Annotated in this window: 11 protein-coding genes; 4 read left to right on the top strand and 7 right to left on the bottom strand. The window is 70.5% G+C overall.

Annotated features, from left to right (window positions below):
- Positions 1–258 precede the first annotated feature (258 nt).
- Both ON39_RS17910 and ON39_RS17905 read left to right on the top strand, forming a co-directional pair.
- Entirely contained in the window at positions 259–6,609 is a 6,351-nt protein-coding gene (locus ON39_RS17910; protein ID WP_040735518.1) for a type I polyketide synthase, read from the top strand.
- Positions 6,606–8,000, top strand: coding sequence for a condensation domain-containing protein (locus tag ON39_RS17905; protein ID WP_040735513.1), 1,395 nt, complete (start codon positions 6,606–6,608; stop codon positions 7,998–8,000). The genes ON39_RS17910 and ON39_RS17905 overlap by 4 nt, the downstream gene beginning before the upstream one ends.
- A gap of 21 nt (positions 8,001–8,021) precedes the next feature.
- Here the strand turns inward: ON39_RS17905 and ON39_RS17900 are convergent, their stop codons facing one another.
- Both ON39_RS17900 and ON39_RS17895 read right to left on the bottom strand, forming a co-directional pair.
- Positions 8,022–8,702 (bottom strand): hypothetical protein, encoded by a 681-nt coding sequence (locus tag ON39_RS17900; RefSeq protein ID WP_040735511.1) that lies wholly within the window; start codon positions 8,700–8,702, stop codon positions 8,022–8,024.
- A 139-nt stretch (positions 8,703–8,841) separates the two neighbouring features.
- Positions 8,842–9,918 (bottom strand): alpha/beta hydrolase, encoded by a 1,077-nt coding sequence (locus ON39_RS17895; protein ID WP_040735509.1) that lies wholly within the window; start codon positions 9,916–9,918, stop codon positions 8,842–8,844.
- 287 nt (positions 9,919–10,205) lie between these two features.
- On the opposite strand from ON39_RS17895, the gene ON39_RS17890 reads away from it, so the two are divergent.
- On the top strand, positions 10,206–12,311 hold the full coding sequence (locus tag ON39_RS17890; RefSeq protein WP_040735535.1) for an AMP-binding protein: 2,106 nt from the start codon (positions 10,206–10,208) through the stop codon (positions 12,309–12,311).
- Between the two features lie 6 nt (positions 12,312–12,317).
- Here the strand turns inward: ON39_RS17890 and ON39_RS17885 are convergent, their stop codons facing one another.
- The 3 genes from ON39_RS17885 to ON39_RS17875 form a co-directional block, all read right to left on the bottom strand.
- A complete protein-coding gene (locus tag ON39_RS17885) occupies positions 12,318–13,733 on the bottom strand; it encodes an MFS transporter (RefSeq protein ID WP_040735507.1) in 1,416 nt (471 codons plus the stop codon).
- Positions 13,730–14,698 carry an alpha/beta hydrolase gene (locus tag ON39_RS17880; protein ID WP_051186771.1) on the bottom strand — a complete coding sequence of 323 codons (969 nt, stop codon included), beginning with the start codon at positions 14,696–14,698 and terminating at the stop codon, positions 13,730–13,732. The genes ON39_RS17885 and ON39_RS17880 overlap by 4 nt, the downstream gene beginning before the upstream one ends.
- Positions 14,699–14,926: 228 nt before the next feature.
- Entirely contained in the window at positions 14,927–15,556 is a 630-nt protein-coding gene (locus ON39_RS17875) for a TetR family transcriptional regulator (RefSeq protein ID WP_040735505.1), read from the bottom strand.
- Positions 15,557–15,617: 61 nt separating this feature from the next.
- Between ON39_RS17875 and ON39_RS17870 the strand changes: the two genes are divergently transcribed.
- Complete coding sequence (locus ON39_RS17870) at positions 15,618–17,054, top strand: FAD-dependent oxidoreductase (RefSeq protein ID WP_246002684.1); 1,437 nt, start codon at positions 15,618–15,620, stop codon at positions 17,052–17,054.
- 6 nt (positions 17,055–17,060) lie between these two features.
- Here ON39_RS17870 and ON39_RS17865 read toward each other — a convergent pair whose 3' ends face one another.
- Together ON39_RS17865 and ON39_RS17860 are read right to left on the bottom strand one after the other, a co-directional pair.
- Complete coding sequence (locus ON39_RS17865) at positions 17,061–18,359, bottom strand: FAD-binding oxidoreductase (protein ID WP_246002686.1); 1,299 nt, start codon at positions 18,357–18,359, stop codon at positions 17,061–17,063.
- 79 nt (positions 18,360–18,438) lie between these two features.
- Complete coding sequence (locus tag ON39_RS17860; RefSeq protein WP_040735501.1) at positions 18,439–19,374, bottom strand: SMP-30/gluconolactonase/LRE family protein; 936 nt, start codon at positions 19,372–19,374, stop codon at positions 18,439–18,441.
- Positions 19,375–19,541 lie beyond the last annotated feature (167 nt).

Genomic DNA, 19,541 nt, shown 5'->3' with positions numbered 1-19,541 from the left:
CGACAATGCACAAATTGTCGCGCACTATTGATGTGAGCTGTACCAACAGACCCTCGATCCGCAGGCGAAGCGGCGTAAAGCCCACTGTCTTAGAGCATTTCACAGTGAATCGATGCCGTTCGTACACCGATGTCCAAAGTGCCCTGCGCCGCATCTGGGCGTGGATATACTCGAGCCCGGTTTGCCTATTGTGCAGGACTTTGTCGTACATATCGCCGTGCGGCGGCGAAGGCGAAGAGCCATATTCGAGAGGACCTCATGTCGGATATCGCTATTGTTGGCATCGGTTGCCGATATGCGGGCGGAATCGATTCGCCCGACACGTTCTGGGAATTCGTCCTCGACAAACGCGACGGCGTGGTCGAGATTCCACCGGACCGGTGGGACTACCGCAGGTACTACGATCCCGAGCCGCGCACGCCGGGCCGCGCCTACACCAAGCACGGCGCGTTCATGACGATCGATCCGTGGGAGTTCGACCCGGACTTCTTCGGCATCTCGGCGCGCGAGGCGACCGTGCTCGACCCGCAGCAGCGGCTGCTGCTCGAGGTGACCTGGGAGGCGCTCGACGACGCGGGGATCGCGGGCCGCGCCGCGGGCACGCCTGTCGGGGTGTACGTCGGCGGGTTCGTCGTCGACCAGTCGGTGATCGGCGTGGTCGGCCCCGCCCTGTTCCACACCGACATGCACACCCCGGCCAGCGCGTCCTACACCATGCTGTCCAACCGAATCGCCTACGCGCTCAACCTGACCGGGCCCGCGCTCACCGTCGACACGGCCTGCTCGTCCTCGCTGGTCGCCTTCCACCTGGCCTGCCAGGCGCTCGACAACGGCGACTGCCACGTGGCGCTCGCCGGCGGTGTGAACGTGATGCTGCAGCCGGAGACCTTCGTGCTGATGTGCAAGGGCAGCTTCCTGGCCGCCGACGGCCGCTGCAAGTCCTTCGATGCCGCCGCCGACGGCTACGGCCGCGGCGAGGGCGCGGGCATGGTCGTGCTGAAGAGGCTCGACGACGCGGTGCGCGACGGCGACCGAATCTACGCCGTGGTCAAGGCGACCGGCGCCAACCAGGACGGCCGCACCACCGCCATCACCGTGCCGAGCGCGGAGTCGCAGGAGATGCTGGCGCGCACCGCGCTCACCCGCGCAGGCCTGACGCCGGACGCGATCACCTACGTGGAGGCGCACGGCACCGGCACCCTCGTCGGTGACCCGGTCGAATTACGCGCCCTCGGAAGGGCTTTCGGCGCGCCCGCCGGACGCACGCGCCCGCTCGGCGTCGGGTCGGTCAAGGCCACCATCGGCCACACCGAGGCGGCGGCGGGCATCGCGAGCGTGATCAAGGCGGCCCTGGCGATCCAGCATCGCGTGATCCCGCCGCAGGGCTGGCTCGACAAGCCGAACCCGGACATCCCGCTCGACGAGCTCGGCCTGCGCATCCAGGTGGACGCCGAACCGCTTGCGCCGGAGGCGGATCCGATGACCATCGCGGTCAACGGCTTCGGCTACGGCGGCACCAACGCGCACGCCATCCTGCAAGAGCACCTCGCCGAGCCGGCGACGCAGGTCCGCGCGGACCCCAGACACCGTGGCATTCTGCCGATCTCGGCGCGCAGCACCGCCGCCGCCCGCGCCATCGCCGGGCGCTTCGCCGACCTGATCAGCGCGGGCGCGGACGCCGACCGGCTGGCCGAGGCCGCGTGGACGCGGCTGGCCCACCATCCTTTCCGCACCGGCGTGCTGATCGGCGAGACCGACGACGTGCTGCACGAACTGCGCCAGTTCGCGGCCGGCGAGGGGCGCGACGCGGTGCGCACGGTCGCGTCCCGCACCGACGAGCCGGTGTTCGTGTTCTCCGGCATGGGCCCGCAGTGGTGGGGCATGGCCCGCGAACTGCTCTGCGCGGGCGGTGTTTTCGCCGAGACGGCGGCCAAGATCGACGCCGAGTTCGGCAAGCTCGCCGACTGGTCGATCATCGACGCGCTGCTCCAGCCGGAGGCCGAGTCGCGCGTGTCCCGCACCGAGGTGGCCCAGCCTGCCAACTTCCTCGTGCAGGTGGCGCTGGTGAGCGAGCTTGCCCAGCACGGGATCTCGCCCGCGGCCGTCGTCGGCCACAGCGTCGGCGAGGTGTCGGCGGCCTACGTCAGCGGCGTGCTCACCCTGCGCGAGGCGGTCCGGGTCGCCTACCACCGGGCGCGTCTGCAGGCGACCACCGCCGGTTCGGGCGGCATGCTCGCCGTCGGGCTGCCGCTCGAACGCGCCCGCGAGCTGATCGCCGACGATCCGCGCGTCGACATCGCGGCGATCAACAGCGCGAGCTCGCTCACCCTCTCCGGCGATCCGGACCGGCTGGACGAGATCGCCGAGAAGCTCACGGAGGAAGGCGCTTTCGCGCGCAGGCTGCGGGTGGAGGTGCCGTATCACAGCCGCCTGATGGACCCCATCCTCGACGAGCTGCGCGCCGAACTGGCCGAGCTGTCCCCGCGACCGCCTGCGGTGCCGCTGTACTCGACGGTCACCGGCGACCTCGTCACCGCGGGCGACTGGGACGCCGAATACTGGTGCGCCAACGTGCGTCAGCCGGTGCGCTTCTTCGACGCGGTGACCAAGGCGATCGGCGCGGGCAGCCGGGTCTTCCTCGAGGTCGGCCCACACCCGGTGCTGTCGGGCAACATTCGCGAGGCGCTGGTCGACGCGGACGTGCACGGCACCACGGTGGCCACCCTCGATCGCAAGGAGCCCGACTCCGCGAGCATCCGCCGCACGCTCATCGGCCTCTACGGCGCGGGCGTGCTGGATCTCGACGAGCTGTTCCCGGCCGACGGCGCGGTCACCCCGCACGTGCCGCTGCCGCGCTACCCCTGGCAGCGCACGCGACTGCACGCCACCCTGCCGCTGTTCGAGCAGGCCAGGCTCGGCACGCCCGACACCTACGCCATGCTCGGCGACCCCGACGTGGAGGGCCGCGCGGACTGGCTGCTCCAGGTGGGCACCGAATTGCTGCCCTGGCTGGCCGATCACGTCGTCAACGGGGTGCGGATCATGCCGGGCGCCGCCTACCTCGACGCCGCGCTCAGCGCGACGGCCACCCGCCTCGGCGTCAAAAGGGTTGGCCTGGAGCAGGTTCGCTTCGTCGCCCCGCTGATCATGGCCGCGCCCGACGTGCCGCTGATGGCGTTGAGCATCGAGGAGTCCAGCGGGCGCTTCCTGATCAGATCGCGCAACGCGACGGGCACAGCCTGGACCGTGCACGCGTTCGGCCGCACGCTGACCGGCAGCCATTCCCCCACCAAGGCAACGGTTCCCACGATCGACGTCGGCGTCGACATCGATCCGGAGATGTTCTACACGGGCCTGTCCGCGGCGGGTCTCCAGTACGGCCCGTCGTTCCGGCGGGTCACCTCGATGCGGGTCGGCCTGGACACGGCGGTGGCGACCGTCGACGGCGCCATCGCCGCGGACTCGGGCCACCTCGCGCACCCGGCGGTGGTGGACGCGGCGATGCAGACCGCGGCGCTGCTGTTCGCCGACGAGCGGATCAACGAGGGCGTCATGGTGCCCGTCGGCGTCGCGGCGGTCCGCCTGCTCGCCCCGATCCCCGAGCAGGCGACGGTGGTCGCGCGCCGTGACCCCAAGGCGCGGCTGCGCGCCGACGTCGACATACTCGACGCCGAGCAAAACCTCGTGCTGCGGCTGACCGGACTCCAGATCGGCGCGCTCAAACCCGGCGACGACCCGCTCCACCGCATGGCCGACTTCTACTACCGCGAGACCATGCGGTGCGGCGACCCCATCGATCCGGCCGCGCTGCCCGACGCCGGGCCCGCCGCCACGCTGGTCGTCGCGCTCGGAAAGAGCTCTCGCGCAGAAGAATTGACGGCCGCCATTCCCGGAGCGCGGCAGTACGACGCCGACGGGCCCGAGCTGGAAGCGGAGCTGAACGAGCTGCTGCGGCACGCCGGGACGGCGGAGACCACCCGCTTGCACGTGTGCGTGGTGGCCGGCGCGAACGCCGACGACCTGGCGGCGCTGTGGACCCTCAAGCGAATCGCCGTGGTGATCCACGACTTCGCCAACCCGAAGACCGACGAGCAGACCCCGCAGACGGTGTTCGGCGACGGCTCCGTGCACGTCACCCTGATCACCGAGCGGGCATTCACGGTGCCGGACAGCACGATCGCGCCGGACTCGCACCAGTCCGCGCTCGCCGGCGCGCGGCGCGTCCTGTTGAACGAGCAGACACCGCTGCGGTGGCGCCTGATCGATGTGGCGCCCGACACCGCCATCGCCGATATCGTCACCGAACTCGCTGTGCCGGGCGCGTTCTCGTACGACAACGCCGACGAGGTGCTGCTGCGCGACGGTCAGCGCTGGACTCCCGTGGTGACCAAACCCCTCCCCGACCGCCTGGCCGTGCACGACACCGCCGAGCCGTTGACCGACCCGGAGGCCAACTTCGAGCTCGAGCTGCCCCGCACCCGCCTGCTGTCGGCGCTGGCGTGGCGCGAATGCCCGCGCCGCGCACCCGGTCACGGACAGGTCGAGGTCCGCATGCAGGTCATCGGGCTGAACTACAAGGATCCGCTCAAGGTCATCGGCCTGCTCGGCGAACGAGAGCTTGCGCCAACGTATTTCGGCACCGTGCCCGGCATGGAGGGCGTCGGCCGCGTGGTCCGGGTCGGGCCCGGGATCGAGGGCATCGCCGTCGGCGACCTGGTCGCGGTCGCCGCCAAGGGCATGATGCGCCGCTACGCCATCATCGATCGGCAGCTGGTCATCCCGCTGCCGCCCGACACCGACCCCGGATACTGCACCAGCGCCATCGCTTTCGCGACGGCCGAGTACGCACTGCTCGAACTGGCGCGCCTGGAGCCCGGCGAGACCGTGCTCATCCACGGCGCGGCGGGCGGCGTCGGCACGGCGGCCATCCAGGTCGCCAAGGCGCGCGGCGCGCGGATCATCGGCACGGCCAGCACCGACGAGCGGCGCGAGCACGTCCTGGCCCTCGGCGCGGACCACGCGGTGAACTCCCGCTCGCTCGACTTCGTCGACGACGTGCTCGCCCTGACCGGCGGCCTCGGCGCCGAGGTCGTGCTCAGCAGCGCCCCCGGCGAGATCCTGCGCCAGAACTTCAACGCCGTCGCCGAGTTCGGGCGCATCGTCGAGGTCGGCAAGGCCGACATCTACACCGGCGGCCTGCTGGAGCTGTCCAACTTCGACAAGAACGTCTGCTACTACTCGATGGATCTGGACCGCCTGGTCGCCATCCGGCCGGAGCGGCTGGCCAGCCTGCTGCAACGGGTGTACGAGAACGTGCTCGCGGGCGTCTACCGGCCGCTGCCGTACAAGATGTTCGAAACCCACGAGGTGGGAACGGCTTTCGAGGAGGTCATCCGCTCCAGCGGCCTGTCCAGGATCGCGCTGCGCATCGACGCGCCCGAGCCGCCGGTGCGGCCCTACCTGCCGGAGATCGAGATCCACGGCGACGCAAGCTATCTCGTCACCGGCGGCTTCGGCGGCTTCGGCATGGCGACCGGTCGCTGGCTGGTGCTGCGCGGCGCGCGCAGGCTGGTGCTGCTCGGCCGCGGCGGCGCGGCCACCGAGGAGGCCAGGCGCCAGCTCGCGGCCTGGCGCACCATCGGCGTCGAGGTGATCGAGGAACTGGTCGACGTGACCGACGCCGACGCCGTGGCCGACGTGGTGGCCAGGGCGCACAGCGCCGACCATCCCCTGCGCGGCATCTTCCACGCGGCGGGATCGGTGGCGGACAACCGGATCGAGCTCATGGAGCACGAGCAGCTGGCGAAGGTGTACCGCCCCAAGGTGCACGGCGCGCGGGCGCTGCACCGCGCCGTCACCGAGGCGGGCATCACGCTGGACATGTTCGTGCTGTATTCCTCGGGCGGCTCGATGTACGGCATCTACGGCCAGTACAACTACTGCGCGGCCAATGTCGCGGTCGAGGCGCTGGCCGAGGAGTGGGCCAGGGCGGGCGAGCGGGCACTGTGCGTCGGCTGGGGCCACCTGTCCGGCGCGACGGGCGGCATGGCCGCCGACGCGACGGCCACCAAATACCTCGACCTGGTGGGCTTCGGCCCCATCGACATGGCCGACGCCACCGCGTATCTGGAGCAGACGCTGCGGCTCGGCGACACCAGGGCGGCGATCATCCCGACCGACTGGGCCAAGCTCACCGGCACCTTCCCCCAGCTGGCCCGCACCGGCCGCACCATCGAGCTGGCCAAGGCCTCGGCCAAGGACACCTCCGAGCTGGCCCAGCTGCGCGCCGAACTGGTCGAGCTGGACGAGAACAAGCGCGGGCCGTTCATCGCCCGCAAGATGGCCGCGGAGCTCGCCGTCGTGATGGGCGTGCCGGTCGAGTCGATCGACCTGACGGTGCCGGTGCCCGAACTCGGGCTCGACTCGCTCATGGCCGTCGAGCTGGGCGCGCGGGTCACCAAGACCCTCGGCATCGACCTGATGTCGCTGCAGATGGGTCGCTCGTTCAGCCTGGAGCAGGCCGGGCCGAAGGTGGCCGAGCTCGTGCTGGCCGCCGAACCCGGTCGGCCACAACCGATCACCGAGCCGGCGGCGGTGGCGACGCCGTGATCGATCTGGGCCTGATCGACGAGTGGAATCCCGCGCCGGGCCGGATGGTGACGTGGGTGGCCGCGCCGGAATCGGTGGCCCGCGCCGCCGAGGCGCCGGTCCACCCCGCGCCGCCCTCGCATCAACAGGAGGAGTATCTGCGGCTGGCGAATCGGCACGCGGGGGCCGACTTCCGGTACTCGGGGCTGTGCCTGGTGACCGTCGAGCTACCCATGGGCGACCTCGACCGGGCGGCCATGACCCGCAGCATCAACGCGTTCCTGTTGCGCCACGACACCTTTCGGACGTGGTTCGCCATCGACCCCGACGGCGCGATCCGGCGGCACCTGGTGGACGCGGACGTGGTCGACTTCGTGCCGGTCGACTACGGCGAGATCGACGACGCGGAGGCCATCCGCGAGCACGTGCAGAAGACGACTCCCGGCCCGTTCCAATGGGATTGCTTCTCCTTCGGGGCGATCGAGCACGGCGAGTCCACCACGGTCTACCTCGCGGTGGATCATCTGCACACCGACGGACTCGGGCAGTACCTGTCCTGCTCGGACCTGGCCTACCTGTACGCGCGCGAAGCCTGGAACGTCGGCGACATGCTCGAACCCGCCGCCAGCTACCTCGGCTACTGCACGGCCGAGCGCGCGCACACCGCCGCCATGACGCTCACCTCCTCCGGGGTCCGCAAGTGGCTGGAGCTGATTCGCGGCAACGACGGCGAATTGCCCAGCTTCCCTCTGGAGCTGGGCAAGCGCAGCGACGGCTACAACCGCAGCGCGCACCGGACCATCACGCTGTTCGCCGAGGCGGACGCGCGCCGGTTCGAAAAGGCCTGCCGGGCGAGCGATGCCGAGTTCGTCGGCGGCATCTTCGCCGCGGCGGCGCTGGCCGAGGCCGAACTCACCGGCGGCGACTACTACTTCGGCATGACCCCCATCAGCACCCGCACCTCCGCCGCGGAGCGGGCCTCGGTGGGCTGGTACGTCGCCCTGGTCCCGGTGGCCTTCCCCATCGCGACCACCTCCTTCGCCCGTGCGGTCGCCGTCGCGCAGCGGGCCTACGAGAACGGTATCCGGTTGGCCCCCACGTCGTTTCATCGCGTGCTGGAGCTGCTGCCCGCGGACACCGATCTCGACGTGCGGCCGGGCTGGGCGACGCCGATGATCTCGTTCGTGGACGCGCGCGACTTCGCCGGGCACGAGTTCTTCGACCTGGTCCGCGGCGGCATCTACGCCAACCGGGCCGCCTCGGAGGAGGTCCTGGTGTGGATCAACCGGATGCCCTCGGAGACCACGCTGAGCGTCATCTACCCCGACACCCCGGTGGCCCACGACTCCGTCGACCGCTACATCCACGCGATGCGGTCGGTGTTCACCGCGGTGGCCGAGCAGTCGCGGTAGCGACGGCCCGGCCGCCGCGGGCTAGGCGACCAACTCCATCACGCCGCGCGGCGCGGAGCCGGGCTCGGTCGGAAAGTCGAAGCGCACCAACCGATGCGGCGGCTCCACGTCGAAGTGCGCGAAGGACGACGGGATGAAGCCGCCGATCATCTTGTCCAGCAACGAGTTCACGTGCGCGAACCCCGGCCGCAGGTGCACCGGCCAGGTGGCGGCCCGGCCCGCGGGCACGTCGACGACGGCCTGCTTCTGCACCCGCGCCGTCACCGGCCAGTGCACCGAGAAGGCCAGCCACAGGTCCAGGGGGATCTCGGTGCCCTCGGCGAAATCCAGGCCGCGCAGCAGCGTCAGCCCGCCGATGAACGGCATGACATTCGGCGGGAACGGCCCGACGCCGCTGCCGAACTGCAGGTGCGTCGTGTCGAGGAAGTGCGCCTCCTCGCGCGAGACCACGGTCTGCCGCGAGCGCGTCTCGGCCCGGTAGTCCGCGGCCCGCAGCCAGCCGTCGACCCGGCTGAAGCGCTGCTCGACCGTGATCGTCGGATCACCGTCGGCCGCACGGACTTCCACGGTCGAGTAGTAGTCGTGTGCCGCACGGGTCACCACGCTGGTCACCTCGAACGCGGGCGGCTCGTCCGCGACGCCGACGAGGTAGACGGACTTCTCGCCGTCGGGAATCACGGGATCGCGGAACGCGGTGCGCACATTTCCTCCTGCCGGCCGGATGGTGGAGTTTCATTCAAATCGCTCGTGGTGCGCGCGCACGAGCGAAATTGCCGTTTCTGCGACTAATCACAAATATCGTCGCCGGAAAACTGGTGCCGCACAGATCGATGCCCTTTTCTCACCCGCCGAGCGCGGCGCGGAACAGCGGCCAGGAGTTGTGCAGGTCCTGCTGCCAATACCCCCAGGAATGCGTGCCGGTGGGCCGCTCGTCGACGGTCGCGGGAATGTTTAGTTCGCGCAGCCGTTCCCGCAGCTGCGCGGTGCAGGCCGCGGTGATGCCGTCGAGCATGCCGCCGACCGTCAGCTGGTCGAGCAGCTTCAGCGGATTCGCGTTGATGCCCGGCCCGTCCAGGGTGTCGAGCGGCCCGGCCTGACCGGTGCCGGTGGAGACGTAGACGGTGGTGTCGCGCAGCTCGGCTACGTGCAGATACGGGTCGTTGGCCGCCCAGGCCGGATCGTCGAGGGGGCCCCAGAGATTGCGCGGGTCGCCGCGCTGCCCGACCACCATGGCCGCGACGATCGCCTGCCCGAGCGGGTCGCTGGTGCGCACGCAGCCGCTGTAGGAGCCGATGGCCCGGAAGCGTCCCGGCGCGGCGAGGGCGAGGCGGAATACCGCCGAACTCGCCATCGACGGGCCCGCGATCGCATTCGCGCCGGTGCCGTGAAAAGCGGAGTCGATGATCGCGGGCAATTCCGCGGTGAGAAACGTGCCCCACCGCTGCCTGCCGAGCACCGGATCGTCGGCGCGCCAATCCGCGAACAGCGTGCCCCCGCCGCCGACCGGCATCACCACCGTGACCTGTTGATCGGCGAAGAATCGCGCCGCGTCGGTCTTGGTGAGCCAATTGCCGCCGTCGCTCCATTTCCCGGTCTCGGTGCCGCCGTCGATCCCGTTGAGCAGATACAGGACCGGCGCGGGCCGCGAATCATCGGCCGCCGGAAGCACTTCGACGGCGATCGGCCGCCCCATCGCGGCCGAGTACACCGTCAGCTCCAGCACCCGGCCGGGCCCCTGCACCGCGTCGACCAGCCGCGAGCCGTTGGGCGACTCGCGCGCGGCGGCCGAGGCGCGCGCCGCGATCGGCGCGTCCGGCTCCGCGAAAGCCACACCGCCCGAACACAACAGCAGCACGGCGCAGGCGAGCACGGCCGCGCGCACGCCGCGCCGGGGCGCGAGTCCGTCCCCGATGCGCATCGCCAACCTCCGAACGGCTCCAGGAATATCCGGCCTCGACCGTAGACGGCGACCGCCGCACCGGTCCGGAATCCGTTGCGCGTTGGGTGGATTCACATGCGTATCCGGTCGGTCGTTGGGCAGCGCCCAATCTCGGGAGTGAATGGTGAGCAACTGCCCGATCGCGACTCATACTGGGGTCGAACGCAGGTTGCCGGTTCGCTGACGCATCGGCCACACGGGTGACCCGCGAATCGAGGGGCACCCGCCGGCCCCGAGTTCGAACCGGCCGACGAGAAGTGCATGAGTTGGTTACCGACGTCATCGATGTGAACGCGGAATTCGCGGTCGCCCGTAAAGCGCTGTGGGATCTGCTGCTCGAACCGCAGACCTACCCGCGGTTGTTCGCCGGGATCGGCGCCTGTGAGCTGATCGACACCGGCCCGGACAGCCGAATCGCCAACGTGCGCATCGGCACCGCCGAGTCCGGCATCCGCACCCATCAGCTGCTGCTCACCGTGCGGCGCTGGTACGAGAGCCTGGAGTTGCAGTGCCCGGGCACCGGCAGCTTCGTGTCCATCCGCCTGCGCGGGGACGAGGAGCGCACCAAGATCGTCGTGACGGTGTTCGCGGCAGGCCGCCTGCACCCCGCGATCGCCGAACAGTCCAACGCCGTCGTGGTGGCGTGGGTGAACAAGGGGCTGCGGCGGGCGCTCGACGTCATCCGCGGCGCGCGGACCTCGACGGTGGTCAACGCCGAGAACTCCCCACTGCGGCGTCAGGTGAGCGTGGCCAAGCAGATGGTCACCGTCGGAGTCGGGCGCACGGCCAACCTCGCCACCGGGGTCAAACAGGTGCGCTCCCTGACGAAGTGGGGCTTCAACCTGGCCGGCGGGTACGCCGCCGCGGCGGCCCACGCCCCGGACCGGATCGCCGTGATCGACGACCACGGCACCCGCACCTTCGCCGAGATGCACACGCGCACCAGCGCACTGGCGGGTGCGATGGCGCGCCTGGACCTCGGCTTCGGCGACACCATCGGGCTGCTCGCCCGCAACCACGCCGGCATGGTCGAATGCATGGTCGCCGCGGGCAAACTCGGCGTCGACGTGGCGCTGCTGAACGTCGGGCTGTCCGGGCGCCAGATCGAGGACATCGTGCAAAGGCACCGGCTCGCGGCGCTTTTCGTGGACGGCGACCTCGAGCAGCTCGTGCGCTACCTGCACGCCGACCTGCACCGGTTCAACACCGACGGCCACCCGCCCGCGCCGCACCGGTCCACCATCGACGACCTGATCGCGCAGGGGCACACGGAGTTTCACCGGCCGAGCCGGGCGGGCAGGCTGATCGTGCTGACCTCCGGCACCAGCGGCACCCCGAAGGGCGCGCGCCGCCCGCAGCCCAAGGGCTTCGCCACCATCGCCGCGCTGCTCTCGCGCATCCCGCTGCCGATGGAGCAGCCGATGCTCATTCCGGCCCCGCTGTTCCACACGTGGGGGCTGGCCGGGCTGCAGATCAGCACGCCGCTGCGCGCGACGGTGGTGCTGCCCGGCCGGTTCGACGCCGAGGACTGTCTGCGGCTCGTCGCCGAGCACCGGGTCGCCAGCATGATCGTCGTGCCGACCATGGTGAACCGGATCCTCGATCTGCCCGCCGCGGTGCGCGCCCGCTACGACACCTCCAGTCTGCGCGCGGTGGTCAGCTGCGGCGCGCCGCTGGCCGGCGCGACCGTGCTGCGGTTCATGGACGCCTACGGCGACATCCTCTACAACGTCTACGGCTCGACCGAGGTCTCCTGGGCCACCATCGCCACCCCGGAGGACCTGCGCACCGCGCCGACCACCGCGGGCAGGCCGCCGCTGGGCACCAGGGTCGCGGTGCTCGGACCCGACCAGCGGCCGGTACCGGTCGGCGTGACCGGGCACATCTTCGTCGGCAACCACATGCTCTTCGACGGGTACGTGAACTCCGCGCCGCCCGCGGAGGCCGACGGCATGCTCGACACGGGCGACCTCGGCTACCTCGACGTGGCGGGGCGGCTGTTCGTCGCGGGCCGCGACGACGAGATGATCATCTCCGGCGGCGAGAACGTCTTCCCCCGCCCGGTCGAGGAGGCGCTCGCGCACCTGCCGCAGGTCAGCGAGGTCGCCGTGGTCGGCGTGCCGGACCAGGAGTTCGGCCAGCGCCTGGCCGCGTTCGTGGTGAAACGCGAAGGGGCGGGCCTGGATTCGGACATGATCCGCGCCTACATCCGGCATCGGCTGAGCCGTTTCTCCGTGCCGCGCGACGTCACGTTCCTGCCGTCGCTGCCGCGCGGGGAGACCGGCAAGATCATCAAGCAGGTGCTCACCGGACCCCAGGCCGGCGAGGCCGCGCTGCCGCCCTCGCTGGGCGGTCCGCACTTGTTCACGTGAGCCGCTTCACCTGAGCCGCTTCGCCGGGTCCGGCAGGGCGAGCGTCGGCAGCGCCATGGCCACGGCGCCGACCGCGATGGCCGAGAGCATCAGCACGCTGCCGCCCAAGGTGTGCGCGCGGAAGAACACCACGCTCAGCAGGGCGAGCCCGACCGCGTTGCCGATCTGCTCGATGGTGGGCAGTTGACCCGACGCCTCGGCCATCTGACGTTCCTTCAGGCCGGACAGCATGAGCGGCTGGAGCTGCACGCCGAACAGGCCCACGCCGAGGCCCGCGAGGAAGACCGGGCCGAGGGCGAGCAAGAGATTCACCTGTCCGTTCGTCACCCACAGGTACCCGGCCCCCAGCGCGACGCAGCCGCCGTACACCGCGATGCCGAGCGCGAGAACCTTGACGCCCCAGCGCTTCACCAGAAACGGCGAGGCGAGCGCGCCCGCGCCCGCGCCGAGTGCGAACGGCGTCATCGCCATCCCGGTGCGCAGCGGCGAGAACCGCAGTTCGTCCTGCAGCGTGATCGACACGGTGAACACGAACGCGGTGAACAGGCCGAAAAAGCTTGCCACCAGCCAGGATCCGATGGCGAAGCCGCGATCGGCGAACAGGTCCAGGCGCACCAGCGGGCTGCCGCCGCGCCGGGTCAGCCTGCGCTCGTAGGCGACGAACGCCGCGCCGAGCACGAGCGCCGCCGCGATCACCCCGAAAGGCCCGGCCCGCCAACTGTTCTGCTGGATGTCGGCGAGCGCGGCCAGCAGCGCGAACAGGCTCACCGTGGACAGCGCCACCCCGCCCAGGTCCAGCCGGTCGCGCTCCGGCGGTTTGCCCAGGCGCAGGTAGCGGAAGCCGAGGGCGAAGGCGAGCAGGCCGATCGGCAGGTTCATCAGGAACACCGAATGCCAACCGAGCCCGGCGATGTCGGCCGTGACGAGGCCGCCGCCGACGATCGGGCCGAGCATGCCCGCGAAACCCGCGGTGGCGCCGTACAGCGCGAACACCTGCTGGTGCAGGTGCGGCGGGAAGCTCGCGATGAGGATGGCGATGGTCTGCGCGGCCATCCCCGCGCCCGCCGCCCCCTGGAAGATCCGCGCGAACACCAACTCCGTTGCGCTGCTGGACATCCCGCACCACACCGACAGCGCGGTGAACGCGACCACCGACACCAGGAACACCACGCGGCGGCCGAAGATCGCGCCGATCCTGGCGGCGGTGAGCAGGGTGCAGGCGAAGGCCAGCGAGTAGCCCGACACCACGAGCAGCTGCTGCGACGGCGAGGCCGCCAGGTCCGCGGTGAGATTCGGCAGCGCGGTGTTGACGATGGTCACGTCGATCATCTGCATGAACACCGCGATGAGGCAGCCGGTGAACGCCAGCCAGGGGCCGAGCCCGCCCTCACGCGTCTCCTGGACGGTGTCGAAGGCGCTCATCGGGTCAGCGCCGCGCTGAAGACCGGCCAGGAGTTGTGCAGGTCCTGCTGCCAATAGCCCCACGAGTGGGTGCCGGTCGTCCGCAGGTCGACGGTGGCCGGAATGTTCAACTCGCGCAACCGATCCTGTAATTGTCGCGTACACACGTTGGCGATGGCCTCCAGTGGGGCGCCGAACAGTAGTTGGTAGGTCAGCTGCACCAGATCGCCGCGGACGCCGTCGACGGTGTCGAACGCCCCCGGCTGCCCGTTGCCGCTGGCCACGTATATGGCTGTGCCGCGCAGTTGCTCGGCGTGCAGATACGGATCGTTGGCGGCCCACGCCGGGTCGCTCGGCGGGCCCCACATATTCACCGGATTGCCCTGCTGGCTGGTGACGACGGCGTTGACCACGGCCTGCCCGCGCAGGTCGCTGGTGCGCACGCAGCCGCTGTAGGAGCCGATCGCGCGGTAGACGCCGGGCGCGCTCAACGCGAGCTGGAATACCGCGGTGCCCGCCATGGAGATTCCGGCGATGGCGTTCGCGCCGGTCGTGTGCAGCGTGGCGTCGACGATGGGCGGCAGTTCGCGGGTGAGGAAGCTGGCCCACCGCTGCTTGCCCAGGGCCGGGTCGTCGGCGCGCCAGTCGGTGAAGTAGCTGCCCTCGCCGCCGAACGGGATGACCACGTTCACCTGTTTATCGGCGAAGAACGCCGCGGCATCGGTCGCGTCCGCCCAGTTGCGGTCGACGCCGCCGTCGGCGCCGTTGAGGAGGTAGAGCGTCGGCGCTGGGGTCGAATCATCGGGCGCGCGAAGCACTTTCACCAGCACCGGCCTGCCCATCAGCGCCGAGTAGACCGTCATCTCGGTCCACGTCCGGCCCTCGACGGAGCTCACCACGTGCGAGCCGTCCGGCGCCGACACCGCCGTCGGCTCGGCCCGCGCGACCCCCGTCAGCACCGCGCCGACCAGAACCGCCACCCCCAGCCGTGCGGCCGAAACCGCCGCCCCCCGAACAATGCGACCACCCACACGGCACCTCCGACCACGTCGTGCCCTCCGATGTGCGCAGACGCTAACCCTCCCCCAGCACCCCCAACCACTCATCCCGCATTCCTTGGGACACCTGACCGATCGGGCCGCGCGTCACCTGGTGCCGGTCACAATGCCGGGGCGCCCTGTCGATCCGGCGGTCCCGAGATCCCCTCGGACAGCTCAGCTTCGGTCTCGCAGACCGTCGCGCAGTAGGTCGAACGCGAGCTCGGTCGCCCGGACCGCCTCCGGGTAGCGGTCGTCCGCGGACTGGCCTTCGGCGAGGCAGGTGTGGTTCATCCGGGCCAGTTCGTCCTGCACGACGATCACCTGTGCCGCGGTGAGCCGCGCGGTCAGCGCATCGAAACCGTTCTCCCGCAACGCATCGGCCAGCGTGTCCTTCCCACGCGCGGAATAGCGCATCAGTCGCGCCGCGAGAGCCTCTGTGCCCCTGACCAATCGGAGGAAGGCCAGGATCTCCGGGTCGTCGTTCAGACCGGTGTTGGGGTCGCGCCTGCTGAGCGCCGCGAGCCGTGCCTCGCGCAGCGCGTCGAGCGGCGGCTGATCGGTGCGTCGGTTCCGAACCGTGCGGGCGGGCTCGTCCTCGTGATCGGCGAACCGTTGCAGGACAAGGTCTTCCTTCGTCGGGAAGTACGCGAACAGCGTGCGGCGGGAGACCTCCGCCGCGCGGGCGATATCGGTGATCGAGACCCGATCGAACCCCGACTCGAGGAACATGCGAATGGCCGTCTCCGCGATCGTCTCGCGCAGGCGCACCTTCTTGCGTTCTCGCAATCCCACCGGTTCGGACATATCGACACTCTAGCGCATTGGTATATCGAGTGTATTGTTGCACTCAGTCTACTTTTGGAGGATGAGGATGATGCGAGTCGACGTGATCGTGGTCGGCGCGGGGCCGACGGGCCTGATGCTGGCCAACGAGCTCACCCTGGCCGGGGTGTCCGTAGCGGTGCTGGAGAAGCAGCACACGCGCAGTACGCAGTCGCGGGCGGGCGCGCTGCAGCCACGCACCGCGGAGGTATTGGACTTGCGCGGGCTGCTGGATCCGCTGCTCGACCACGCGCTGCCCCGGGGCGAGTTCGGCGGGCATTTCGCCGGTCTCCCAGTCGAATTGGACTGCCGGACGTGGCAGACCCGGCACCCGTACCCGGTCGCCGTCCCCCAGGCCCGGCTGGAGGCGTTCCTCGAGCAGCGCCTGGTCGAGCGTGGCGTGCCGGTGCGGCGCGGGTTCGAGGTGACGGCCGTCGACCAGGACGCCGAGGGCGTGACGGTCGGCGACGTGCGCGGCGACTATCTGGTCGCCTGCGACGGCGGGCACAGCACGGTCCGCAAGCTGCTCGGCGTCCCGTTCCCCGGCACCGCGGGCACGATGTCGTCACTGGTCGCCGACCTCACCCTGGCCGGCCGGTCCGCCGCGGTGCCGACCGCGTCGCAGCATTTCAGCCGGCACATCAGCGCCGCCGATGGATACTTCGCCATCCTGCACCCGCTCGAAGGGGATCTGTATCGGTTCATCCTCGGCGATCTCTCGACGGACCGCCCCGATCGCGAAGATCCCGTCACGGCCGAGGAGGTGGACAAGGCACTGCGGGCGGTGTACGGACCCGAGACGACCCTGGGCGAGCTGCGCGAAGCCTCCCGGTTCGGCAACGCCGCCCGCCAGGTCGAGCGCTACCGGGAGAACCGGGTGTTCTTCGCGGGCGACGCGGCGCACATCCACCTGCCGATCGGCGGCCAGGGCGTGAACCTCGGCATCCAGGACGCCGTGAATCTCGGGTGGAAGCTCGCCGCGACGGTGCGCGGCTGGGCGCCCGAGGGTCTGCTCGACAGCTATCACACCGAGCGTCACCCCGTGGCCGCGCGGGTCCTGCGCACCATTCGCGCGCAGAGCCTGATCCTGAACCCCACTCAGGACGAGGATCTCGCGACGGTCCGCGACCTCTTCATCGACCTGCTCCGGCTACCGGACACCAACCACTACATCTCCGGCCTGATGTCGGGCCTAGACCTCCGATACCCCGGCCTCGGCCCGCGCATGCTCGACCTCGATCTGACCACCGCCGACGGCCCGACCCGGGTCAGCGACCTGATGCACGGCGGCCGCGCCCTGCTGCTCTCGCTCGACGACACACCGAGGTCGATCGAGCACTGGTCCGATCGGGTCGACCACGTCTCCGCCAAGTCCGACGGCGACGCCACCACCGTCCTGATCCGACCCGACGGCTACATCGCCTGGTCCGCCACCGACGACGAGCCACTGGAGGCCGCGCTCACCCGATGGTTCGGCTGAGCGGCCTCAGCCGTGGAGCGGGAAGTTGGCCCGGATGACACCGTGCGGGTCGCGCGCCTGCTTGATCTCCTTCAACCTGCCCAGTGTTTCGCGGTCGAAGGCCGCGGCGGCCGACTCGCCGGGGGCTAGGAAGGTGTAGGGCTTGGCTCCGGTGACGTGCGGGCCGAGGGCGTCGACGATCTCGCCGAACCTGGTGCGCACCGCGTCGGCCGGGCTCGGCAGGCCGAGCAGGTAGAGCGCGTAAGGCTCGAGCACCGGCCCCCGCGCGCCGCCGTCCGGAAGTGCTTGGGCGAGTGCGCCGCCGAGGCCGCGTAGCTGGATATTGAGCAGCGGTGCGGTCGGCGCGTCGATGAGCGTCTTCACCACCGCGTCGCCGAGATCGGTGAGCAGTTCGCCGCGCGAGAGCGACGGGCTCGGGTCCGTCGGCTCCGCGGTGATCCTGCCGATCTGCGCCGGGGTCAGCACGCCCCTGGTATCGGCGAGGACGCCGTCGAGGCGGTCGAGGCGACTCGTCAGCGCCCGCCCCTCGGCGGGATCGCCGAGGTAGGCGAGGTCGATCGCGACGGTCGGCGCCGCGCCGGGAATCTGGTAGCGCTGCAACCAGATCGACAGTTCGGCGGGCGCGTCGGCGGTGAGTTCGGCGAACAGCTCGAACGCCGCGCGGGTGCGCTCGCCGGACCACATGACCCGCCCGCCGTACAGCCGGGGCAGCGGGAACAGGTCGAACTCGAGCTCGGTGACGATCGCGAAATCGCCACCGCCGCCGCGCAGCGCCCAGAACAGCTCCGGATCGGACTCGGCGGTGACCCGTCCGCGCCGGCCCGCCGCGTCGACGATCTCGAAGGCGCGCACCGCATTCGCGGCCCAGCCGTATTTGCGTGCGAACCAGCCGAATCCGCCGCCGAGGGTGTATCCGGTCACGCCGACCACCGGGTTGCTACCGGCTAGCCCGGTGAGTCCGTGCGCGGCGGCCGCGGACTGCACGGCACCCCACTGCACACCGGCGCCGACCCGGGCCACCCGGCGGTCGGCGGCTATCTCGACGTGGTCGAGCGCGCCGGTGCGCACGAGGATCGCGTCCTCGATATCCCCGGTCGCGCCGTGACCCGTCGGCTGGGTCACCACCCGGCGGCCCGCACCGGCCGCGTACCGCAGCACGGCCGCCACGTCCACCGCGTCGGCGACCTCGACGACGGCCGAAACAGTCTGCGCCACAGCCACATTCCACGGCCGCGCCGCCTGCTCGAATCCTACGTCGGCGGGCAGTAGGACCGTGCCGCGGACCTGCGCGCGTAGCTCTTCCATACCCATTCGTCTGCCCTCACTCGTTATTGTCTGCGTGGTTGCTCTGTAGACGACGCAGGCCCGGCGAGTGTGACAAGACCTATCGGGTGCGGTCGACGGCGACGGCGTTGTACGGCGTGGTCGGCTCGGGCGGGGTGTCGAAGCGGGCGTTCGGGAGGTAGAGCCGGTCGCCGAAGGCGGCGAGCGTGGTGGGAACATCGAAGCGCGGGTCGGTGATTCGGCGTTCGACGGTGCCCGTCGCGCCGTCGGGCGACAGCGCGATCACCGCGATCGCATTGCTGCGGTTCTCGACGGCATACAGCGTGCGGCCGTCCAACAGCAGTCCGTCGCCGTCGGGCAGCGTCTCGGGGCCGAGGTCGATCCGGCGGGTCGCGCCCGTCGCCGGGTCGACGCGGAACAGCAGGCCGGTCACCGACTGCACGACGATCAGGGCGCTGCCGTCGGGTGTGCGCACGATGCCATTGGCGTTGAATTCGCCTGGGACATAAGCGATGTCACCCGTCAGCGGGATTCGCCGCACCTCCTCCGGCCTGGGCAGCGCCCCGTCCGGTCCGAGGGGCAGGTGGTAGAGCACCGGCGCGCGCGAGTCGGTGATCCACGCGCCCGTCGGCGTGAGCACGATGTCGTTGACGAACGTGTCCTGCTGCGTGGCGACCGGGTACGTGGCCAGTGTCGCGCCGGTTCCGGCGTCCACGACCCGGACGTCGCCGCCGGTGCCACCCGCGACGAACAATCGGCCGAGATGATCGAGCTGAAGTCCCAGGGCGGGCGTGCCGGGGCCTCGGCTGAAGACACCCCCCTGCCCGGTGACGAGATCGGCGCGATAGATCGAGCCATCCGCCATCGAACCGAGATAGGCCACCGGCAGCGTCCCGATCGCGATGCCCTCCGGCCGGAAACCCGCGGGCAGGGCGATCGTGGCGGGAAACACCGGACCGTCCGCCCGGACCGCGGGCGCGAGCGCGGCGGCGGCGAGGCCGGCGAGCGCGGCCGCGACACCGAGCCTTCGCTTCATCGAAGAGCGCTGTGCTGCTGAAGATTTCACGCTCGCAGTCTCACCCGGCGCGGATCAATCGGTCCAACACATGTTTGTCATCAGATCAATCACGATTCAAGATTGATCGATGGAGCTCCACCAGATGCGCTATGTCCTCGCCGTCGCCGAGACCAACAGCTTCACCA

The organism is Nocardia tenerifensis NBRC 101015 (genome assembly GCF_000308715.1).
GTDB lineage: Bacteria > Actinomycetota > Actinomycetes > Mycobacteriales > Mycobacteriaceae > Nocardia > Nocardia tenerifensis.
This window is presented reverse-complemented; position numbering and strand designations above follow the sequence as displayed.

Coding starts and splice junctions, on each gene's coding strand:
- ON39_RS17910 (WP_040735518.1), top strand. CDS start 259: ATGTCGGATATCGCTATTGTTGGCATCGGTTGCCGATATGCGGGCGGA.
- ON39_RS17865 (WP_246002686.1), bottom strand. CDS start 18,359: ATGGAAGAGCTACGCGCGCAGGTCCGCGGCACGGTCCTACTGCCCGCC.
- ON39_RS17875 (WP_040735505.1), bottom strand. CDS start 15,556: ATGTCCGAACCGGTGGGATTGCGAGAACGCAAGAAGGTGCGCCTGCGC.
- ON39_RS17885 (WP_040735507.1), bottom strand. CDS start 13,733: ATGAGCGCCTTCGACACCGTCCAGGAGACGCGTGAGGGCGGGCTCGGC.
- ON39_RS17895 (WP_040735509.1), bottom strand. CDS start 9,918: ATGCGCATCGGGGACGGACTCGCGCCCCGGCGCGGCGTGCGCGCGGCC.
- ON39_RS17870 (WP_246002684.1), top strand. CDS start 15,618: ATGAGGATGATGCGAGTCGACGTGATCGTGGTCGGCGCGGGGCCGACG.
- ON39_RS17860 (WP_040735501.1), bottom strand. CDS start 19,374: ATGAAGCGAAGGCTCGGTGTCGCGGCCGCGCTCGCCGGCCTCGCCGCC.